This window comes from Parafrankia sp. EUN1f (assembly GCF_000177675.1).
GTDB lineage: Bacteria > Actinomycetota > Actinomycetes > Frankiales > Frankiaceae > Parafrankia.
On record NZ_ADGX01000037.1, the window covers coordinates 38,992 to 60,255 of the forward strand.

General features: G+C 69.5%; 12 protein-coding genes, 1 tRNA gene and 1 pseudogene. 11 read left to right on the plus strand and 3 right to left on the minus strand.

The window, feature by feature from the left end; all coding sequences use genetic code 11:
- Positions 1–18 precede the first annotated feature (18 nt).
- A tRNA-Gly gene (locus tag FREUN1FDRAFT_RS13675) sits at positions 19–89 on the plus strand.
- A 654-nt stretch (positions 90–743) separates the two neighbouring features.
- Here FREUN1FDRAFT_RS13675 and FREUN1FDRAFT_RS13680 read toward each other — a convergent pair.
- A complete protein-coding gene (locus FREUN1FDRAFT_RS13680) occupies positions 744–2,957 on the minus strand; it encodes a (Fe-S)-binding protein (RefSeq protein ID WP_006540658.1) in 2,214 nt (737 codons plus the stop codon).
- 900 nt (positions 2,958–3,857) lie between these two features.
- Here FREUN1FDRAFT_RS13680 and FREUN1FDRAFT_RS13690 point away from each other — a divergent pair.
- The 7 genes from FREUN1FDRAFT_RS13690 (at position 3,858) to FREUN1FDRAFT_RS13720 (ending at position 14,408) form a co-directional block, all read left to right on the plus strand.
- Complete coding sequence (locus tag FREUN1FDRAFT_RS13690) at positions 3,858–5,063, plus strand: nuclease-related domain-containing protein (RefSeq protein ID WP_006540659.1); 1,206 nt, start codon at positions 3,858–3,860, stop codon at positions 5,061–5,063.
- Between the two features lie 922 nt (positions 5,064–5,985).
- Complete coding sequence (gene dnaK, locus FREUN1FDRAFT_RS13695; protein ID WP_035951510.1) at positions 5,986–7,818, plus strand: molecular chaperone DnaK; 1,833 nt, start codon at positions 5,986–5,988, stop codon at positions 7,816–7,818.
- A complete protein-coding gene (gene grpE, locus FREUN1FDRAFT_RS13700; protein ID WP_006540661.1) occupies positions 7,815–8,654 on the plus strand; it encodes a nucleotide exchange factor GrpE in 840 nt (279 codons plus the stop codon). Before dnaK ends, grpE begins: the two co-directional genes overlap by 4 nt.
- Positions 8,655–8,826: 172 nt before the next feature.
- Positions 8,827–10,005 carry a molecular chaperone DnaJ gene (gene dnaJ / locus FREUN1FDRAFT_RS13705; RefSeq protein WP_006540662.1) on the plus strand — a complete coding sequence of 393 codons (1,179 nt, stop codon included), beginning with the start codon at positions 8,827–8,829 and terminating at the stop codon, positions 10,003–10,005.
- Entirely contained in the window at positions 10,002–10,592 is a 591-nt protein-coding gene (locus FREUN1FDRAFT_RS46265) for a heat shock protein transcriptional repressor HspR (RefSeq protein WP_006540663.1), read from the plus strand. The genes dnaJ and FREUN1FDRAFT_RS46265 overlap by 4 nt, the downstream gene beginning before the upstream one ends.
- A gap of 236 nt (positions 10,593–10,828) precedes the next feature.
- Positions 10,829–13,441: an ATP-dependent chaperone ClpB gene (gene clpB, locus FREUN1FDRAFT_RS13715; RefSeq protein ID WP_006540664.1), complete on the plus strand. Its 2,613-nt coding sequence runs from the start codon at positions 10,829–10,831 to the stop codon at positions 13,439–13,441.
- A gap of 46 nt (positions 13,442–13,487) precedes the next feature.
- Positions 13,488–14,408, plus strand: a complete 921-nt coding sequence (locus FREUN1FDRAFT_RS13720; RefSeq protein WP_006540665.1) for a pseudouridine-5'-phosphate glycosidase — start codon at positions 13,488–13,490, stop codon at positions 14,406–14,408.
- Between the two features lie 71 nt (positions 14,409–14,479).
- Here FREUN1FDRAFT_RS13720 and FREUN1FDRAFT_RS13725 read toward each other — a convergent pair whose 3' ends face one another.
- Complete coding sequence (locus FREUN1FDRAFT_RS13725) at positions 14,480–15,064, minus strand: hypothetical protein (protein ID WP_232295180.1); 585 nt, start codon at positions 15,062–15,064, stop codon at positions 14,480–14,482.
- Between the two features lie 626 nt (positions 15,065–15,690).
- Between FREUN1FDRAFT_RS13725 and FREUN1FDRAFT_RS13730 the strand changes: the two genes are divergently transcribed.
- The 3 genes and pseudogenes from FREUN1FDRAFT_RS13730 to FREUN1FDRAFT_RS13740 form a co-directional block, all read left to right on the plus strand.
- Positions 15,691–18,030, plus strand: a complete 2,340-nt coding sequence (locus tag FREUN1FDRAFT_RS13730) for an MMPL family transporter (protein ID WP_006540667.1) — start codon at positions 15,691–15,693, stop codon at positions 18,028–18,030.
- A 226-nt stretch (positions 18,031–18,256) separates the two neighbouring features.
- Entirely contained in the window at positions 18,257–18,781 is a 525-nt protein-coding gene (locus tag FREUN1FDRAFT_RS13735) for a PH domain-containing protein (RefSeq protein ID WP_050795860.1), read from the plus strand.
- 179 nt (positions 18,782–18,960) lie between these two features.
- A pseudogene (locus tag FREUN1FDRAFT_RS13740) lies at positions 18,961–20,040 on the plus strand (PH domain-containing protein); the annotation flags it as partial.
- Between the two features lie 96 nt (positions 20,041–20,136).
- On the opposite strand, the gene FREUN1FDRAFT_RS41450 reads toward FREUN1FDRAFT_RS13740, so the two are convergent.
- Positions 20,137–21,228, minus strand: coding sequence for a nucleotidyltransferase (locus tag FREUN1FDRAFT_RS41450; protein ID WP_006540670.1), 1,092 nt, complete (start codon positions 21,226–21,228; stop codon positions 20,137–20,139).
- Positions 21,229–21,264: the final 36 nt, after the last annotated feature.

Below are 21,264 nucleotides of genomic sequence, written 5' to 3' on the forward strand. Positions count from 1 at the left end.
AGGATGCGGATGCACCATGCGGGCGTAGTTCAGAGGCAGAACACGAGCTTCCCAAGCTTGCAACGCGGGTTCGATTCCCGTCGCCCGCTCGAGCCGGTTCACTGTGGTTGCCCCCATGCGGGGGGCTTCCCGGTGGGCCGTTATTTTTTCGGGGGGCTTCCCCCGGACCCCCGAACGGCCGGCATCCCTGGCCCGGCGGGGTCATCTCCCCCTCGAGGACGTCCCCGTTCACTGTGGTTGCCCCCATGCGGGGGGCTTCCCGGTGGGCACCACGGCCAGAAGCGATCGGAAGGCGAGCAGTACCTGCTCCCCCGGCGGCGATTTCCATGATTTTTCGGTGTTCGGGGTGAAGTTGAGCCGAAGGGGTGAGGCTTTTGGTCGTTCCAGCGACCACAATCCTCAGCCCTTGCCCGGCAGCAACTGCCTGAGCCTCAGCTCTTCGAGCTCCGACCGACTGCGGGACGGACCAGGTCGGCGGAACAGACTGGGTCGGCGGGGGGCGGCGGCGCCTCGGCGTGGGACTCCTCGGCCAGACCAGGCGGGCCGACCGAGCACGAGCGTCGCCTCGCTTGGGGGCGATCTCCATAGCCTGCCGTGACAGGCCCGTCATGCCAGTGGGACGTCTCCCAGGCCGCTTCGGGTGGCCGAACCACGCGGCGCGGGGTGCGGAAATGCCGGACGGGGCGCGGCCCGTTCGCCACGCCCCGTCCGGTCGGTTCGAATTGCCTACGGTACCGGCAGGGTTACGCGCCCTCCGCCGGAGCCGCGGCGGCGGGCGTGGCCGGGGCGGCCAAGGAGCGGGCCAGCAGCTGGGAGACGTCGAGAACCTCGACGCTCTCCTTTGCCTCGCCGGCCAGCTTCTTCTCGGTCACCGCGTCGGAGAGCATAACGATGCAGAACGGGCAGGCGGTCGAGACCACGTCGGGGTCGAGGCCGAGCGCCTCTTCCATGCGATCGACGTTGACCCGCTTGCCGATCTTCTCTTCCATCCACATCCGCGCGCCACCGGCGCCGCAGCAGAAGCCACGGTCCTTGCAGCGGTGCATCTCCTGCCCCCGGATGCCCGGGATTGCCTCAAGGATCTCCCGCGGCGGGGTGTAGACCTTGTTGTGCCGGCCAAGGAAGCACGGGTCGTGGTACGTCACCGACGACTCGATCGGGGTGATCGGGACGAGCCTGCGCTCCTCCACGAGCTTGCCGAGCAGCTGGGTGTGGTGGACGACCTCGAAGTTGCCGCCGAGTGCCGAGTACTCCCGCGCGAGGCTGTTGAAGCAGTGCGGGCAGGTGGCGACGATCTTCTTGACGCCGGTCTCGTTCAGGAGCTCGATGTTGGCCTTCGCCATCTCCTGGTACAGGTACTCGTTGCCGAGGCGGCGGGCCGGGTCACCGGTGCACGACTCCTGGCTGCCGAGGACGGCGAACTCGACCCCGGCGGTGTGCAGCAGTTCGGCGAACGACCGGGCGACCTTCTTGGCCCGGTCCTCGATCGCACCGGCGCAACCGACCCAGTAGAGGTACTCGACCTCGTCCGGGATCTGCTCGCCCTCGTCGAGGATGCGGACCTCGAAGGGCAGACCTTCGGTCCACTCGGTGCGCGACCGCGGTGAGACGCCCCACGGGTTGCCGTTGTTCTCGAGGTTGCGCAGCATCACGCCGGCCTCGGACGGGAACGCCGACTCGATCATGACCTGGTAACGCCGCATGTCGACGATGTGGTCGACGTGCTCGATGTCCACCGGGCACTGCTCCACGCAGGCGCCGCAGTTGGTGCATGACCACAGGACGTCGGGGTCGATGACCCCGCCCTCCTCCTCGGTCCCGACGAGCGGTCGGTCGACCTGGGGCTGACCGGGCTCGGGCACCCGGCCGAAGCCGGATTCCGGCACATGGTGCACCGCGTGCTTCTCGGACGTCTCCTCGGCGGACGCGGTGGCCGCCGCTGTGGTCTCCTCGCCCTCCTCGTCCTTCTTGGGCGCGAGCAGGTAAGGAGCCTTGGCGAACAGGTGGTCGCGCAGGTCCATGATCAGAAGCTTGGGTGACAGCGGCTTGCCGGTGTTCCACGCCGGGCACTGGCTCTGGCATCGCCCGCACTCGGTGCAGGTGGCGAAGTCGAGCATGGCCTTCCAGGAGAAGTCCTCGACCTTGCCCACACCGACGACGGGCTCGTCCTCCTCCATCAGCTTCTCGATGTCGGGGGTCGTGCCCAGCGGGCCCAGGGCGACCGGCTCGCGCTTGAGGATGACGTTGATCGGCGCAAGCCCGATGTGCAGGTGCTTGGAGTAGACCACGAGCACCAGGAAGCCCATGATGATCGCGATGTTGAGCAGCAGGAACGCCGTCTCGATGTCCTCGTTGGTGTGCACCGAGAAGGCGCTGAGCGGCTCGCTGACCAGCCAGGAGGCGAACGCCCACTTGGTGTCGCCCTGCGGGTGGGTGCCGGCGTTGAACTGGGCGCCACGCGTGATCAGCAGGGTCACGATGACCAGGGTGATCATCCCGAGGATGACCCAGGCCGGGCCGATGTGGGAGCCGTAGAAGCGGGACTTGCGGTCCAGCCGGGCGGGGGCGTTACGCAGCCGGATGATGGTGAACGTGAGCAGGCCCGCGAGGACCGCGACCGCGAAGAAGTCTTCCAGGAACCCGATGATCGCCCAGTCGCCGAACAGCGGGATGTGGAAGTCGTGGTCGAACAGGGCCCCGTAGGCCTCGATGATCGTCAGCCCGAGGATGGTGAATCCCCAGAAGGTGAAAAAGTGCGCCAGGCCGGGTACGGACCACTTCAGCAGCTTGCGCTGGCCTCCGACCTCGCTGATCTCCGTCCAGATCCTGGTCGGCAGATCGTCAAGCCGGCCCTCTGCGGGCTGGCCAGACCTGATCAGTCTGGTCAGCCAGAAGACGCGGCGGCCGGCCACCGCGAGAGCGATCAGCGTGATCGCTAGACCGATCGCGATTCTCACAGGTCCTCCATCTGCTGTGCTATCCACCTCTGCCTGGGGCTGCCCGGGTGCTGCCCGACAACGCGGCGAGCCTACTCCTACCGGCCAGTAACTTGTCGATCCCGACAGCCACACCACCAACGGCCACGGCTCCGGAGCCCTGCGCGGCCATCGCATACTGCGCCTCGGCCGCCGGCTGCGCTCCGGAAAGCAAGCCTCGCCGGGACCGCACGACCGGTGACCAGCGGAGTGACCAGGGACACGTTCAGATCACCGGCAGCTCTCCATCGCATCTCCATTCACCCACTGCACCCCGGAGAGGTCGAGTCGCCGGGGCGGCTTCCGACCTCGCAACACCTGCCGCCCCCGACCCTGCCACGACGTGGTCCGAGCGTCGCGGGATCGGGCACCTATTGGGCCGATCTTGCCCGAGACGCAGGAGAGCCTGCTACTTTGAGTGGCAGACAATCGCCAGAACCACAACGCTCCGCACTGTCCGTTCCCGACCAGCCACACCGAGAGCCCCGACCAGGACCACTACTTCCAGGTCGGGCCAGACGACCTGACGCTGTGGCCCGCAACGACCAGCCAGCCACCGACCCACAACTCATGGATCATCGCGCGGGTTGATGTCAACTCTTGAGATGACCGCGGGTCCCGCCCCACCATGGGTCAGTGTCCTGGTCCGGACCGTGGCGGCTCGTTCGCGCGCTGGTCGGGGGCGCATGACGCTGCGCGCTGGCAGCAGCGCCGCCACCAGGGCGCCCGGTGCGCTCCTGGGGGCGGGTCCCGACGACGTTGACGACCCTGCGATCCATGGTGGGCACGATGGTGACAAGCACCAGGCCGACGACAGGTCGGGCCGGGCGTCCTGGCTTTTCTCAGCACACTGAGTACCTCCGTGCGCGGGAGAACCAGGCGATGGTCAGACGTGACCGCATCGCGCGTGACGTTCCTCGGGCGGCCATCCGCGCCGCGATCGTCGGCCTCGGCCTCGGCCTGGTCATCGGCTTCGGGCTGGGCCTGCCCGGCCTCGGGGTCGCCGTGTTCGTGGCCCTCCTTGTGATCTGGCCCGGTGGCATGGCCGTGGCCGCCTTCGGTGCGTCACCGGACGTCGAGACACTGCGCGAGGCGGCCGAGGCCGAGCGGAAGACCGCACACGCGATCTCCCGGCTGCGCCGGCGCGGGTACGTCATCCTTCACGACCGGGCCGTGCCGTACTCGGAGGCCACCATCGGCCACCTGCTGGTCGGCCCCGGCGGGGTGATGATCCTCTGTAGTGACACCAACAAGGGCGTCGTCCGCTACACCAAGGGCGGCGCGGTGGTCGACGGGGAATCCCTCAAACCTGCGATCGACAAGACCTCCTGGCTGGGCGGCGAGGTGCGCAACCAGATCCGGGCCGCGCTCCCGATGCTGAAGTTCCCCACCTACCCGATCCTGGTGATGGTCGAGGCGAGCGTCCTGTGGAAGGACGGAGCTCTCGAAGGAGTCACCGTCCTGAACGTCAAGGACGTGGTCGAGTACATCCGGCACAAGCCCGGGCGTCTCAACCCCGGGCAGGTACAGGAGGTAGTGGCCGCCGCCCAGCGGCTCTTTCCGCCCTACTCGTCGAACCGGCTGGCCGAGCAGATCGTCGTCGATCGGGACCAGTGGCTCACCCTGATGGACGCCCTGCGCACCATCCAGGAGAACGGCGGCGATGCCTCCGGGATGCTTGACCGTCTCGCGCAGATCGAAGCGGATCTGGGCCGGCAGGCGGATCTCGTCGAACGCCGGGGCCTGCGCAGGGCCCGCTCCGGCTCCGACGAGCCCACGGCGGGGTTCGGCGCCGGCGCCACGGCAGACTCGGTGGTGCCGCCGGGCAGCACCGGCTCCGGGCTCGCGCCGCTGGCTCCGAACGCCCCCGCGGTCCGCCCGGGGGCCAGGCGAGGGCGCCGCATCCTGGCGTCAGTACAGCCGGAGCGCGGCGGCGACTCCAAAGCCGAACCGGGCCGACCGCTGCTCTCCAAGGGCGGCGCGGCGGGCCCTGCTCAGGCCGGCACCGACCAGCAGGTGTCGCCGGGTGCGCACGATGGCGGGAACACCATGGATGGCCCCCCAGGGGAGCCGGGCTCCAGGCTGTAGATCCGGGCTCGGCAAGGCAACCGGGTTTCCCGGCGGCATCTAACCCAGGCCGTCTGAGGCCAGCGGCGGCTCTGGACGCGGCGCAGCGCGGTGTGCGCACCAGCCACTCCGCGCTGCGCCGCGCCGCCTCATGAGGCCTGTGTTCCATTTGTCCGCCTGGCGGACCGCCGCGAGCCGCGAGCCGCGAGCCGCGAGCCGCGAGACATCCGCACCGTCGACGACGGCCACCTCGCGCCGCTCCCGCATCCCGCGTGGCGGATCCGGCCCACCGGATTGACCTGGCGGTCGGTGCCCACCCGCCACACGGCGACCCACCGGGGATGGGGATCCCGCGCCGCCGCGCCGCGCCCGCGCGATTCGCCCCAATAGGTGCAAACAGGGGCACGAAGTCGCTTGACGACCCGCAAGAAGTGAGGATTTCGGTCGTTCTAGCAGCCAAGATCCTCACTTCTTGCTCGGCGACAACGACAGAGGCGGCAGCCCGAAGCCGGACCTCGTCGATCTGAGGATTTGGTCCCCGACGAACACCGGTCCCGCGGGCCGGAAACTGTCCGCGGCGCGGTCCAGACTGCGACTGTTCATCCAGGCAACCCAGAAGTGTCTTAGAGCGATGCCCGAGTCACGTATGGTCACTTCTGGGCGTCTTGTCGTGACAGTCGGGCAGGCGGAGAAAAATTGAGTGGACAAGACTCAGGTTCGTCGGGCTATCCTAGGTTCGTTCATCCTGAGCGGACCATACTCAAGTCGACTCCGGGCGCTTGACTCCGACGCGAGGAGCGTGCGGCGAGCCCGTTGGACCAGGCATCACGCAGTCGCACGCACCCCGTGCCTCGGCGCTGGAGCCAGGTCCGGGGCTCACACCAACAAGAGCGTCCCGCCGGTCTCCACCAGGCGGGCCTGCATGATCGAGAGGCATACAGACATGGCACGAGCGGTCGGTATCGACCTCGGCACCACGAACTCCGTCGTGAGCGTGCTCGAGGGTGGAGAGCCCACGGTGATCGCCAACGCCGAGGGCTCCCGGACGACTCCGTCTGTCGTGGCCTTCGCGAAGAACGGCGAGGTGCTCGTCGGCGAGGTCGCCAAGCGGCAGGCCGTGACGAACGTGGAGCGGACCATCCGGTCGGTCAAGCGCCACATGGGCACAGACTGGAAGATGAAGGTGGACTCCAAGGAGTTCACCCCCCAGGAGATCAGCGCCCGCATCCTGCAGAAGCTCAAGCGGGACGCCGAGGCTTACCTGGGCGAGCCGGTGTCCGACGCGGTCATCACCGTCCCGGCCTACTTCGACGACGCGCAGCGCCAGACGACCACGGAGGCCGGCACCATCGCGGGTCTCAACGTCCTGCGCATCGTCAACGAGCCGACCGCCGCCGCCCTCGCCTACGGCCTGGACAAGGGCGAGAAGGAGCAGACCATCCTGGTCTTCGACCTGGGTGGCGGTACGTTCGACGTCTCCCTGCTGGAGATCGGCGACGGTGTGGTCGAGGTCAAGTCGACCTCCGGTGACACCCATCTCGGCGGTGACGACTGGGACCAGCGGATCACCGATCACCTCATCAAGACCTTCAACGACCAGCACGGCGTCGACCTCGGCAAGGACAAGATGGCGCTGCAGCGCCTGCGCGAGGAGGCCGAGAAGGCCAAGATCAACCTCTCGCAGTCGACGCAGACCTCGATCAACCTGCCGTACATCACCGCCTCGGCCGAAGGCCCGCTGCACCTGGACGTCTCGCTGACCCGCGCGGAGTTCCAGCGGATGACGCAGGACCTCATCGACCGCCTCAAGGGCCCGTTCCAGCAGGCGGTCAAGGACGCCCGCATCAAGATCAGCGATGTGGACCATGTGGTGCTCGTCGGCGGCTCCACCCGGATGCCCGCCGTCGTGGACCTCGTCCGTGACCTGACCGGCGGCAAGGAGCCGAACAAGGGCGTCAACGCCGACGAGGTCGTCGCCGTCGGCGCGTCCCTGCAGGCCGGTGTTCTCAAGGGCGAGGTCAAGGACGTCCTGCTGCTCGACGTCACCCCGCTGTCCCTCGGCATCGAGACCAAGGGCGGCATCATGACCAAGCTGATCGAGCGGAACACCACGATCCCGACCAAGCGCTCGGAGATCTTCACCACCGCCGAGGACAGCCAGCCCTCCGTGCAGATCCAGGTCTTCCAGGGCGAGCGCGAGATGGCCGCCTACAACAAGAAGCTGGGCATGTTCGAGCTGACCGGCCTGCCGCCGGCGCCCCGTGGCATGCCGCAGATCGAGGTCACCTTCGACATCGACGCCAACGGCATCGTGCACGTGTCCGCGAAGGACCTGGGCACGGGCAAGGAGCAGTCGATGACGATCACGGGCGGCTCGGCGCTGCCGAAGGACGACATCAACCGCATGGTGCAGGACGCGGAGCAGTACGCGGAGGAGGACCGTCAGCGCCGCGAGGAGGCCGAGACCCGCAACCGGGCCGAGTCGCTGGTGTACTCCACGGAGCGCTTCCTGGCCGAGAACGGCGACAAGATCGACGCCACCGTGAAGTCCGACGTCGAGGAGAAGCTCGGCACGCTGCGCGGGGCGGTCGCCGGGACCGACATCGCCGCCATCCGCGAGGCGGCGGATGAGCTCACCAAGGCCAGTCAGGCCATGGGCGAATCGATGTACGCCCAGGCCGCCAGTGCGCAGGCCGGCCCGGGTGCTCCGGGCGCGGGCCAGACCGACGACGACGTGGTTGACGCCGAGATCGTCGACGAGGAGGACCCGAAGTGACCCCTTCCCACGACGAGCACCGGCTGGACCACAGCCGGGCCGGCGGGGACGGCGGCCCGGAGGAGCCCATCGTCAAGGACAGGCGCCGTATTGATCCGGAGACGGGCCAGGTCCGCGCCGGGACCGGCCACGCCGCCTCTGGCGCCGAGCCTGCCGGCCCGGCCTCGGCCGGTGTCGCCGGCGCCGGTGACACCGAGCTGGTCACTTCGCTGCACGAGCAGCTCGGCGAGCGGACGGCGGACCTGCAGCGACTGAAGGCCGAGTTCGACAACTACCGGCGCAGGGCGACCCGGGAGCGTGAGGCGGCCGGCGACCAGGCGGTCTCCAAGCTGCTGACCGCCCTGCTCGGGGTTCTCGACGACATCGGTCGTGCGCGGGACCACGGCGATCTCGAAGGCCCGTTCAAGGCCATCGCCGAGTCCCTGGAAGCGGCGCTGGAGTCGACCGGTCTGGAGCGTTTCGGCGCCCCGGGCGAGGTGTTCGACCCACACCTGCACCACGCTCTGCTGCACTCCTACCGGTCGGACGTATCCGAGACGACCTGCGTTGAGATCTTCCGCGCGGGCTATCGGCGCGGAAACACGGTGCTGCGGGCCGCACAGGTCGCGGTCGCCGAGCCATCCGACGAGGGCGGCGCCGCCGGCGCGGACGTCGACGGGAGCGGGCATGAGGGCGGATCGGTCCAGGCCGGCGATACCGGGCCCATCGGGACACGTGCGGACGAGGGTCAGCCGGTGCCCGGCGCGTCTCCCGGGAGGGAGCACGCTTCCGTGCCGGATGACACCGGCAGCATTCCCGGGCCTGACCGCGGGGGCCCGACCGTCAGCGCCGACTGAAGAGATGGCCTACTAGAAGCATGCCGATCGACCGCTCGCGTGCCTCCCGCCCGACGCCTCGCGCCGGGCGGGTCGGCCCGCTCCGACCTGACCGGCGGCCGGGTGGCTCCGCATGCCCGGACGCCTCCGACGCCCGCGTGCCGGGCTCGATCAAGACGGAAGGAGGGGCGCCGTGAGTGTTCGCGACATGGTCGAGAAGGACTACTACGCCGCTCTCGGTGTCCCCAAGGACGCGTCCGCGGCCGACATCAAAAAGGCGTACCGCAAGCTTGCCCGCGAGCTGCACCCCGACAAGAACCCCGGGGATCTCAAGGCCGAGGCGCGGTTCAAGGAGGTCTCCGAAGCCTACGACGTCCTCTCTGACGAGACCCGGCGTCGTGAGTACGACGAGGCGCGCGCGTTGTTCGCGTCCGGGGCCTACCCGGGCGCGGGCGGCGGGCGCGGTGGCATGGGCGGGTTCGGCGCCCCGGGCGGCTACGGGCCGACCTCCGGGATCAATCTCGATGATCTCCTGAATGGCAGCGGCGGGGGTGGCCTCGGCGGGATCTTCGACAATCTCTTCCAGCGGTCAGCCCCCGGCCGCGCCCCCCGCCGTGGCGCCGACATCGCGGCCGAGGTGACCATCTCGTTCGAGAAGTCGCTGACCGGTCTCGAGGCGACGGTGCGGCTGCCGGGGGCTGCGACCTGCACGACCTGCGGAGGAACCGCCGCGAGGCCGGGAACCACGCCGCGAACCTGCCCGGTCTGCCGAGGTCTCGGTGTGATCTCCCGCTCCCAGGGCGGTTTCGCGCTCTCCGAGCCGTGTCGGGACTGCCTGGGCAAGGGCAGCCTCATCGACCACCCGTGCCCGGACTGCCACGGAACCGGCCGCCGTGAACGCGAGCAGCGGATCCGGATCCCGGCGGGAGTCAGTGACGGCCAGCGCCTGCGCGTGCGTGGACGCGGCTCCCCGGGCGAGCGTGGCGGAGCAGCCGGTGATCTTGAGGTCACCGTGCATGTCCAGAACCACCCGGTCTTCGGGCGGGAGGGTCACAACCTGACCATCATCCTGCCGGTGACGATCACCGAGGCCGCGCTCGGCGCCTCGGTGAAGGTGCCCACCATCGACGGGACTCCGTTGACCGTGAAGGTGCCGCCCGGGACGTCGAGCGGCCGGCGGCTGCGTGCTCGCGGTCGTGGTGTGCCCCGCCCCGGCGGGGAGAACGGCGACCTCATCGTGACCCTCGAGGTGACGGTTCCCCGACCGTCCGAGCTTTCCCCGAAGGCACGCACCGCGCTCCAGGAGTTCGCGCGGGCACACCCCGAGGATCCCCGTGAAGCCCTGATTGCCCAGATGGAGGGCCGGTCATGAACGCGCGCCCGAACCGTACGTCGGATCCGCCCCAGGCGGCGCGCGGGTCCAGTGGCCGATCCCGATCGAGTACCGGCATGCCGTCTGGCGGCCAGGCCGCCGGCAGGTCGCCGACTCCCCCGCATCCCGGGGACGGACAGGGCACCGGCTACTACCAGCCCCCCGGTCCCACCGCCGGCCCTGCCCACGACGATGACGCGCCGGTCTATGTGATCTCCATCGCAGCGCAGCTCGCCGGCATGCATCCGCAGACGCTTCGGTCCTATGACCGGCTCGGCCTGGTGACGCCGGGGCGCACCGCAGGTCGTGGCCGGCGCTACTCCGCCCGCGATGTCGCCCTGCTCCGCGAGGTACAGCGACTCTCCCAGGAGGAGGGCGTCAACCTGGAGGGCATCCGGCAGATCCTCCATCTCGGAGCTCAGGTCGTCGCGCTGCAGGCCCAGGTTCGCCAGCTCGCCGAAGAGCTCGCCGCGGCCCGTGTCGAGGCCGACCGCCGGGTCGCCGAGGCGCATGCGAGCCATCGGCGTGACCTCGTTCCCATCGAACGCGGAGCGGTAGTGGTCTGGCGTCCCGGCCACCGCCGCTGACGTCCGGCCACCAGCACCGCCACCAGGATCGCCACCGCTGCCGACACCGACGTCCGGCCACCGACACAGCAGCACCACCAGCGAATAAGAGTTGAGTGGGAATGACTCAGGTATGCTGAGTGTCATTACCGGAGAAGAGCGGAGTCGACCGACCCCGCCGACACAGGACCAATCACGCGGGTCCGGCACCACCGGAGCCGCCTGACACCGGATCGCTCCGAGACACTGGGATCGCCATGAACGCTGACCGTCTCACCGCCCGCTCGCAGGAAGCGCTGTCCTCCGCGATCAGCCGTGCCACCGGCGACGGATCCCCGCTCGTCGACCCACTGCACCTGCTGACCGCGCTGCTGGAAGCGCATGACGGTGTCGGCGCCGCGCTGCTCGACGCCGTGGGCGTCGACGCGGCGGCGGTCCGCTCGCGCGCAGAAGCCGCCGTCGGCCGGCTCCCACGGGCCGCCGGGGCCAACGTCGCGCCGCCTCAGCTCTCGCGCCAGCTCGTCGCCGTGCTCAACAACGCCGAGCGGCAGGCCGCGCGGATGAGCGACGAGTACATCTCGGTCGAGCACCTCGTCGTGGCGCTGGCCGAGGAAGGCGGCGAGGCCTCGCGCATCCTCGCCGACACGGGGGCCACCGCCGATGCCCTGCGCGGCGCGTTCGACCGCGTGCGCGGCGGTGCCCGGCGCGTCACCAGCCGTGATCCCGAGGGGGCCTACCGGGCGCTGGAGAAGTACTCCATCGATCTCACCGCGCGGGCACGGGAGGGCAAGCTCGATCCGGTGATCGGTCGAGACACCGAGATCCGCCGAGTGGTGCAGGTGCTCTCCCGGCGCACCAAGAACAACCCCGTCCTGATCGGTGAGCCCGGCGTCGGCAAGACCGCGATCGTCGAGGGGCTCGCCCTGCGGGTCGCCGCCGGCGATGTTCCCGAATCCCTGCGCGGCCGGCGGATCGTCTCCCTCGACCTGGGGTCGATGGTCGCCGGCTCGAAGCTGCGCGGCGAGTTCGAGGAGCGGCTCACCTCGGTGCTCACCGAGATCCGCGAGGCCGAGGGACAGATCATCACCTTCATCGACGAGTTGCACACCGTCGTGGGTGCCGGCGCGGCCGAAGGCGCGATGGACGCGGGCAACATGCTCAAGCCGATGCTGGCCCGCGGCGAGCTACGCATGATCGGCGCGACGACGCTGGACGAATACCGGTCCCGGATCGAGAAGGATCCGGCGTTGGAGCGTCGTTTCCAGCCCGTCATGGTCGGGGAGCCCTCGGTGGAGGACACCATCGGCATCCTGCGCGGGCTCAAGGAGCGCTACGAGGTCCACCACGGCGTGCGGATCACTGACTCCGCGCTGGTCGCCGCGGCCACGCTCTCCGACCGCTACGTCACGGCCCGCTTCCTGCCGGACAAGGCGATCGACCTGGTCGACGAGGCCGCATCCCGGCTGCGGATGGAGATCGACAGCCGGCCGGTCGCGGTCGACGAGCTCGAGCGCGCGGTGCGCCGCCTCGAGATCGAGGACATGGCGCTGTCGAAGGAGAACGACGACGCCTCCCGGCAGCGGCGGGAGCGGTTGCAGCGAGAGCTCGCCGAGAAGCGCGAGGAGCTCTCCGCACTGACCGCTCGCTGGCAGCGCGAGAAGAACTCGATCTCCGAGGTCCAGAAGATCAAGGAAGAGCTGGAGAACGCCCGCCGCGCGGCCGAGATGGCAGAGCGCGACCTCGATCTCGCCAAGGCCGGCGAGCTGCGCTACGGCACCATCCCGACGTTGGAGAAGCGGCTCGCGGCAGCAACGGACGCGCTCGCCGGCTCCGACTCCCCCGGTGGCGCGATGCTCAGCGAGGAGGTCGGTCCGGACGACGTGGCCGAGGTCGTCGCCTCCTGGACGGGCATTCCCGCCGGTCGCATGCTCGAGGGCGAGACCGCCAAGCTCCTGCGGATGGAGGAGGAGCTGCACCGTCGGGTGATCGGGCAGGACGACGCCGTGCGCATCGTGTCGGACGCGGTCCGCCGCGCGCGGGCCGGCATCGCCGACCCGGACCGGCCCACCGGCTCGTTCCTGTTCCTCGGGCCGACCGGTGTCGGCAAGACCGAGCTGGCGAAGGCGGTGGCTGACTTCCTGTTCGACGACGAGCGGGCGGTCGTGCGCATCGACATGAGCGAGTATGCCGAGAAGCACTCGGTGGCCCGCCTGATCGGCGCTCCTCCCGGGTACGTCGGCTTCGAGTCGGGCGGTCAGCTCACCGAGGCGATCCGGCGGCGCCCGTACAGCGTGATCCTGCTCGACGAGGTCGAGAAGGCCCATCCGGACGTCTTCGACGTGCTGCTCGCCGTCCTCGACGACGGGCGGCTGACCGACGGCCAGGGCCGCACGGTCGATTTCCGGAACACGATCCTGATCCTCACCTCGAACCTCGGATCGGCCTTCATCGCCGACCCGACGCTGCCTCCCCAGGTGCGCCGGGATTCGGTCATGGTGGCCGTGCGGGATGCCTTCAAGCCGGAGTTCCTCAACCGGCTCGACGACGTCCTGGTCTTCGAGCAGCTGGGGCGGGAGGACCTCACCCGGATCGTCGACATCCAGATCGACCGGCTTCGTCGGCGGCTCGCCGACCGCCGCATCGATCTCACCGTCACCGACGCCGCGAAGGGTTGGCTCGCCGACGCGGGCTACGACCCGGTCTACGGGGCACGGCCGCTGCGCCGGCTGGTTCAGACCTCGATCGGGGACCAGCTAGCCCGCGAGATCCTCGCCGGTGAGATCAGGGACGGCAACGAGGTCGTCGTCGACGTCGACCCGAAGCGGTCGGCGCTGACCGTGCATCCCACGGTCGGCGCGCCGGCCATCTGATCTGACCGGGCCTCCCGCGCCAGTCCTCTCCGCGTAGGGTCGACGGGTGGCGCGGGAGGTTGCAGGTCTGTCGGTTTCCGCCGAGGTCGAGGCCTCGCTGGCCGCCGGCTCGCCGGTGGTCGCGCTGGAGTCCACCTTGATCGCCCATGGGCTGCCGCGCCCCCGCAACCGGGCCGTAGCGGTGGAGCTGGAAGCGATGCTGCGCCACCGTGGCGTCACCCCCGCCACGGTGGCCGTGATCGACGGCGTGCCCACCGTGGGGCTGGATGACGACACGCTCGGGCGTATCGCCGGCGACCCCGGAGTCACGAAGGCATCCGTACGCGATCTGCCGGCCGCCGCGGCGCTGGGTCTCACCTGCGCCACGACGGTCGCGGCCACCTCCGTGCTGGCCGCCCGGGTGGGAATCCGGGTGTTCGCCACCGGCGGCCTCGGCGGTGTACACCGGGGCGCGGCCGAGACCTTCGACGAGTCCGCGGACCTGCCGACGCTGGCCGCCACACCGATCACCGTCGTGGCCGCGGGCGTCAAATCCATCCTGGACGTCGACGCGACCATCGAACGCCTCGAGACGTTCGGGATCACGTTGCTGGGCTGGCGCACCTCGGACTTCCCCGGCTTCTACCTCCCCGCCACCGGCCATCGGCTCGACTGGCAGGTGGACGACGCCGCGCAGGTGGCGGAGGCCATGGCGGTCAGAGATCGCCTCGGCCTGACGTCCGCGATCGTCGTCGCGAACCCGGTGCCGGAAGGTCAGGCCCTCGATGAGGCCATCCACGACGACGTTCTGCGCACCGCGCTGCGGCAGGCGGACGAGCTCGGCCTGCGCGGCAAGGCCGTCACCCCGTTTCTGCTGGAGACCTTCCACACCGAGACCGCCGGTGCGAGCCTTGAGGTCAACATCGCTGTCGTGCGGAACAACGTGGCGGTGGCCGCCGAGATCGCGGCGGCCTGGGCGTCGCGCTGATCGACCGCGTCCAACGGGCCGGCCCGCGCACCAGCACCTGCCAGCGCCTGCCGGCCCCGGCTGGCACCTCCCTACTGGAGCTGGAGCCTGCCGGCGATCTGGTCCGTGATCCGCTGCAGATGAACATCCGCCGGGTTGTTGTCGACATTCGAGTAGGTCACGATCACCTCGACTCGTCCTTCGATGAGGAAGAGGTTGTCCAGGACGAGTCCGAGCGTTTCGCCGCCAGCCTTCACGCTCACGCTCATCCGCAGCAGCGCGCGTGCCCCGGAGGGGGCCTGCGGTGTCTCGATCGCGACGACCTTGATCTCGCTTCCCGGCTCGGAGACAGCGTCGAACTGCTGCTGGATCGCCTGGCCGAAGCACTCGCCGAACCGCGGATTGTTGAGGAGCTCAAGATGGGCGGCGGCCGTTTCGGTGGACACGATCGACGCGGTTGAGGATATCGCCACGATGGCGTCGGCTTCGCTGGTGAACTTGGGACCGTCGGCGGTGTCCTGATAGTCGTCGAGATGATCGTCCGAGACGCCGAGGCACTGCCCCACCGAACCCAGCGAAATATCCTCCGAATTTGACTGTGCGCTGGGCGGAGACGCCGCGAAACCGGCTGTGAGTGCTCCTTCCATCAGGACGTAGTCTTCGGCGTCCAGTGGCACCTCGGTGGACGCGGGCGACGCCGGGACAGCGGGTGGCGCGCCGGTGGCACCAGGCGCTCCCGGCGGATTGATCGCGGTGAGATCGCCGCTCTGGCAGGACGCCAGCAAAGCCGCGACGGAAATCACCAGACCGCCGCGGGCGAGGGCCGCGGATCCACGACGCCATGGTCCCGGCGCGGAGTGCCGCCGGCCCGTAATCGTGTCCGCGCGACCGGGGAGCGAGGAATCCACCAGTCGCCGACCGGCGCCCCAAACAACCATCAGTCAGACCCCCTGACAACGGCGGCCCGAATTCTGATGATCGAGCCGGAAGATTTCACCGCGTCCCGCGACAGGCCACGGCGACCTTCTTCCACAATGCCGCAGAAAATGCTGCGGTCGGTCGATGTGGCGGGTCGTTGTCGGGACAGCAGTCCGCCGGATCAGGTACCCGGTACCGCCCTTGACGGAGCGCAGATTGTCAGCTAATTACGAACCCTCCACCACATCCAGCCATCATCTGTGCACATTCCGTCACAGGCGGCCGCCACTTCCCCCTGATCGCGTGAACAGATCATCGAACGCGACGCGCGCGAGACGCTCCGAGCTGGCAGCATCGGCGAGGAGACCGAAGGAGAGGGCACCGCATGATCCGGCCGCGTCGCGCCGCCGCGCGTTCAACGCGGCTGTTCCCCTGGCTGATCGTCGCGTGCTGGCTGCTGGCCGGCATAGCAATCAGTCCGCTCGCCTTCAAGCTCACCGAGGCACAGACCAATAATGCCTCCGCATTCCTTCCCAAGGATGCCGAGTCGACCCGCCTGCTGGAAGCGCAGAAAACACTTCCCGGCGGGGATTCCGTACCTGCGGTGGTCATTCTGCACCGCGACACCGCGCTGACCGACCAAGATCTGGCCGCCGCCGATGCCCTGCGCACGGAGCTGCAGGGATTCGCGACGACACAACTACCCGCGGTCATTCCGTCAGGTGATCGGCGAGCAGCACTGATCACCGTCCCGATGCCGCAGGACAAGGACGCCGACCGCTTCACCGGAAACGTCCAGAAGATGCGGGAGATCGCCAAGCGCACCGCCACGGGGAACGCCGGTCTCACCATCGCGGTCACGGGCCCTGCCGGTCTCATCGCCGACACCTACGACGTGTTCTCGACAATTGAGGACGCGCTGTTGATCGTCACTGCGTCCATCGTGGCTGTTATTCTCCTCGTGGTCTATCGCAGCCCATTCCTCTGGATCGTTCCGTTGCTTTCGGTCGGCATCGCCGACCAGATGGCCGCCGGCCTGATCTACCTGCTGGCCAAACACGCCGATCTCACGGTCAACGGCCAGAGCTCGGGCATGCTGCGGGTACTCGTCTTCGGCGCGGGCACCGACTACGCACTACTGCTCATCGCGCGATATCGAGAGGAACTGACCAGACACGCCGAGCCCGCCGCCGCTATGCGGATAGCGCTGCACCGAGCCGGGCCGGCCATTCTGGCCTCCGCCGGAACCGTGATCATCGGCATGCTCTGTCTGCTGCTCGGCACGTTGAACTCGCACCGCGGGCTGGGTCCGGTCTGCGCGCTCGGGATCCTCGTCGCGGTGGTGACCATGCTGACGCTGCTCCCGGCAGCGATGGTGGTCGGCGGTCGGCGTCTGTTCTGGCCGTTCGTACCGGAACTGGGCAAGCCCGAGCACATCGAGCAGATCGAGCGGACCGGTTTCTGGGCGAGGACCGGCGCCGCGATCGCCCGGCACCCGCGCCGCATCTGGCTCGCGACGGCGGCTGTCCTGGGCGCGCTGGTCATCGGCATGAGCGTGCTTCCCGGCGTGCTGCGCCAGGACCAGGCCTTCCGCAACGAGGTGGAATCCGTCAAGGGTCAGCACCTCGCCGAGCAGAGCTTCCCCCCGGGCGTCACAGCGCCCACGTTCGTCGTCGCGAACGCGGGTCACGCGGACGAGGTGGCCGCCGCGGTCCGCGCGACACCCGGAGTGGTCGGCGCAGCTGAAAGCGGTCGGACGTCCGAGCTGGTGCAGTTCCTGGTGGTGCTCGACTCAGCGCCCGACAGCACCGACTCGTTCCACGCCGTGGAGGACCTCCGCACCGCGGTCCACGCGGTACCCGGCGCCGACGCCCTGGTCGGCGGGAACACCGCGGTGAACCTCGACGTCCGCGACGCCGCGATCCGCGACCGCGGTGTGATCATCCCGGTCGTCCTCCTGGTGGTCCTGCTGATCCTCGGGCTGCTGCTGCGAGCGATCGTGGCACCGGTCCTGCTCATGGCCACGGTTGTGCTGTCGTTCTTCGCCGCTCTTGGCGCGAGCGCTTTGGCCTTCCGCTACCTCTTCCATTTCCCCGGCATCGACCCGGCGCTCCCGCTTGTCGGTTTCATCTTCCTGGTGGCGCTCGGCGTCGACTACAACATCTTCCTGATGACCCGGGTGAGGGAAGAGGCGGGGCAGATCGGGCACGCCGCGGGCGTCCGCCGCGGACTGGCGGTAACCGGCGGGGTGATTACCTCGGCCGGAGTCGTTCTCGCCGCCACCTTCGCGGTGCTCATGATCTTCCCTCTGGTTCAGCTCGCCGAGGTCGGCTTTCTGGTGTCTTTCGGGGTTCTGCTCGACACGCTCGTCGTCCGCTCGGTGCTGGTGCCGGCGCTCGCCCTGGACGTGGGCCCCGCCGTGTGGTGGCCGAGCCGCCCAGCCCTCGCCGCGGCGCCCCGCGCGGCCGGTGTCGTCCACCCGGCCCCCACCGACTCCGTGGCTGTGGACGACATGCTCACCGAGGTCCACCTGCTTGCGCACGACAGCCCTCGTCACGACACCGTTCAGGACAACGACCTTCAGGGCGACCACCCTCAGCGCGACCACCTTCAGGGCGACCACCTTCAGGGCGACGACCTTCACCATGACGCCCCGGCACCGCCCGAGCACGGCCACCCGCGTTCCCAGGAGGGGGCGCGGGCGAGGACCGGCCGAGACGACTGAGCCTGGTTTCCGTCGCCGACGCGGACCTGTCATCGACTCGGACCTGCGGCGTCCTCGACCGTGCACCGTGAGATGGAAAAGGCTTACTGAACGCACACAAACAGACCGCGCACGCGCAGGTTTCGTTCCGGCCAATCCGTAGTCAGATTGGTCAATGCCGGCCACACGGTGACTACCACTGCGAAAATGAGCGGGAACGCCGGGGTGCAGACCTTATGGTTGCCACATGCACACCGCTGCGCGCCCTGCCCCGGACAGCGCAGCGATGGCGGACATCTGGCGGGTTCCGCCGGAATGCTGGTCTGGGCTGTCACCCCAGCTCCGTCGACTACGCCGCCTGCTGCTCGCCGCCGTCGCGCTCCCGCTCAGCGTTTTCGCCGCGCTCGCCGGAGGCGGTCTCCTGGGTTTTCCGGGCCTTCTCGTCGGGTTCGTCCCACTTGCGGCGGCCGCCCTGGCCTGGCGGTCCATCGGCCGGGCATGGGCGGCCTGGCGATACGCCGAACGCGACGACGACCTGCTTATCCAGCACGGCGTGCTGGTCCGCAGACTCGTCGTGGTCCCCTACGGCCGGATGCAGTTGGTGGATGTCACCTCCGGCCCGCTTTCTCGGCGGTTCGGGGTGGCCCAGGTGCGCCTGCACACCGCCGCGGCCACGACGGACGCGGTCATTCCCGGGCTGGGGCCGGACGAGGCCGCGAGGCTTCGGGACTCACTGGCCGCGCGCGGCCGCTCCCGGGCAGCCGGGCTTTGACCACAGCAGGTTCGGACCACCCCGCCGGCCCGAACCACGCCGCCGGCCCGTCCGCCGGCCAGGGTGACGGGTATCAGCACCTGCACCCCCTGACACCGCTCCTGCGGGGCTGGCTGTTGGTCGCGGCCGTCGCGGCGAGCGTGCTGAGGAACTTCGCCGACGAGCTGAGCACGCATGGCGTGCTGACCACTCTCGCGGTTCTGCTTCCCTCGGCCGCCGCCTACGGATACTGCGCCTGGCGGTTCACCCGCTACCGGGTCGGGGCCGACAGCATCCGGCTGGAAACCGGACTTCTCGTCAAACGTTTCCGCGACGTACGTCTCGACCGCATCCAGTCGGTGGAGATCACCCAGTCGTTGATCGCCCGCGCGACCGGACTCGCCGCGCTGCGGCTGGACCTCGGTGGCGCGCACGACGGAGACGAGGAGTCGGTCACCAGCCTGAGCTACCTGTCGCTGGACCGGGCAAGGACGTTGCGGGCCGAGCTGCTCGCCCGCGCCGCCGGAATCGCCCCCGAGGCGGGCGAGGCGCCCGAACGCCCGCTCACCATCGTCCCGCCGCGGCGGTTGGCCGCGTCCATCGCGCTTTCTCCCGGACCGTGGCTGGCCCTCGCCGCCGCCGTACTGCTTGTCACGCCGGCGCTGTTCACGGGAACCCTCGCCGGCTTCGTCGCGGTCACGCCCGCGCTCGTCGGTGTCTGGCGTACGTCCTTCCGTCGTTTCGCGAGCGGTTACCTGTTCACCGTGTCGGAATCGCCGGACGGCCTGCGTATTCGAGGCGGCCTGCTCGATCGCGCTCATCACACCGTTCCGCATGGTCGGGTGCAGGCGATCCGGCTGCACAGCTCACCGTTGTGGCGCTGGCCGGACTGGGTGGAGGTCCAGGTCAACGTGGCTGGCGACGCGCGAAGCACCTTGTTGCCGGTGGCGCCCCGGGCCCAGGCGGTGATGCTGGTCGAACGCCTGCTGCCCGGTGTGAGCCTGGCGGACGTCCAGCTGCTGCCACCACCGGGCCGTGCTCGGCTGCTGGCGCCGTTCCGCTGGCGCCAGCTCCGCTGCGGCCACGACGACCAGGTTTTCGTCACTCGCTCCGGACGCCTCTGGCAACGGACCGACATCATCCCGCACAACAAGGTCCAGAGCATTCAGCTGGTCGCGCGACCGCTGCACCGCCTGCTGGGTCTCGCGGACGTCCACCTGGATTCCACGGGTGGCCCGGTGCGAATCCAGGCGCGTCTACGGGACGCGCGGGAGGCACGCCAGCTTGCCGCCGCGCAGGCGGAACGCTCCCGGCTCGGCCCGGCGGAGCCCACGCGTCAACGACGCGAAACTGACCTCAGCGGGCTTGGTGGGATGTCACCCGAAGGTCGGGAACTCCGGCCCGAAGACGGTTCCCCACAGGCTCACAGCCTCCTCGTGCCTGCCGGCCCGCTCGGCCGCGACCGCGCGGGCCGAGAAGTCACGCGCCTGCCGAACACACACCGCGAGGTCGTCGAGATCGTCCCGACGCAGGTAGCTGGAGAGATCACCCCGGATGTCGGACGGATCACCGACCGCGAGGCCGATCTCGTCCATGTACCGGAAGACCTCGGCGAGGCCCTGGCGGGTGTTGAGCCCACGGCCGGCGAGCACCTGCCCGGCGAGCGCCTCGATGTGGAACGACCGCAGGTGGCTCCCGCAGACCCGGTTCCACGCCTTGAGCAACCGGACCGCTGAGATCACCCGGGGCCCGAGGTCCATCGTCCAGCTGGCATGGCGCTCCGGGCGCGTCGGCAACCAGCCACCGACCCTGTCCGGGATCACGTAGCCGGCGCGGGGGTGGTCGAAGGCAGGCACCAGATGGACGTCGGGCGCGGCGTCGTACACGATGCGCAGGGCCTGCCCACGGGTGCCGATCGTCTGCACCCGGTCGCCACCGATCGCGTTCCGGACGCAGACGAGAAGATCGCGTGAATCCCAGCGGAAACGCTTCCAGGCGCTGTTCGCGGCACTGAAGACCACGAAGATGTCCACCTCGTCGAGCGGGCGGATCATCGTGTCGCGCCCGGCGGAACCGATGGTGGCCACACCCACGAGCGGAAGAGCACAACGCGGCGGGAAGATCGACCGCAGGGCCCGCTCCGCCTCGGCCCGCCGTTCGTCGATCACCGCACGGTCGTTCTCGCTGAGCCGAACGAGATCGTCCAGCTTGGCGAACGCGCGTGCGGTGGTGCCGACGAGCAGCGGCCCCGTCATCGGGCCGGTGACCGGGTTGATCGGCGACGCGCCGGTCACGGCGGGACCGGGCGGCGGCGCGGTTGTCTGCTCTCCACGCGGGAAAAGCGTGTTGGGTGACCCGGGAGTCGAACCCGCCGGCCGGCGCCAGTGCGGAGGAATGATCAGGTGGTCGTACGTGACCTCGCTCGGTCTGGTTCCGGCCGGAACCTCCCTACGGGCATCCACGCTCATCGTGCAGACCTCCAGACGCAGGTGACGCGAAGGTGC

Coding starts and splice junctions, on each gene's coding strand:
- FREUN1FDRAFT_RS13730 (WP_006540667.1), top strand. CDS start 15,691: ATGATCCGGCCGCGTCGCGCCGCCGCGCGTTCAACGCGGCTGTTCCCC.
- clpB (WP_006540664.1), top strand. CDS start 10,829: ATGAACGCTGACCGTCTCACCGCCCGCTCGCAGGAAGCGCTGTCCTCC.
- FREUN1FDRAFT_RS41450 (WP_006540670.1), bottom strand. CDS start 21,228: ATGAGCGTGGATGCCCGTAGGGAGGTTCCGGCCGGAACCAGACCGAGC.
- FREUN1FDRAFT_RS13690 (WP_006540659.1), top strand. CDS start 3,858: ATGGTCAGACGTGACCGCATCGCGCGTGACGTTCCTCGGGCGGCCATC.
- FREUN1FDRAFT_RS46265 (WP_006540663.1), top strand. CDS start 10,002: ATGAACGCGCGCCCGAACCGTACGTCGGATCCGCCCCAGGCGGCGCGC.
- dnaK (WP_035951510.1), top strand. CDS start 5,986: ATGGCACGAGCGGTCGGTATCGACCTCGGCACCACGAACTCCGTCGTG.
- FREUN1FDRAFT_RS13735 (WP_050795860.1), top strand. CDS start 18,257: ATGCACACCGCTGCGCGCCCTGCCCCGGACAGCGCAGCGATGGCGGAC.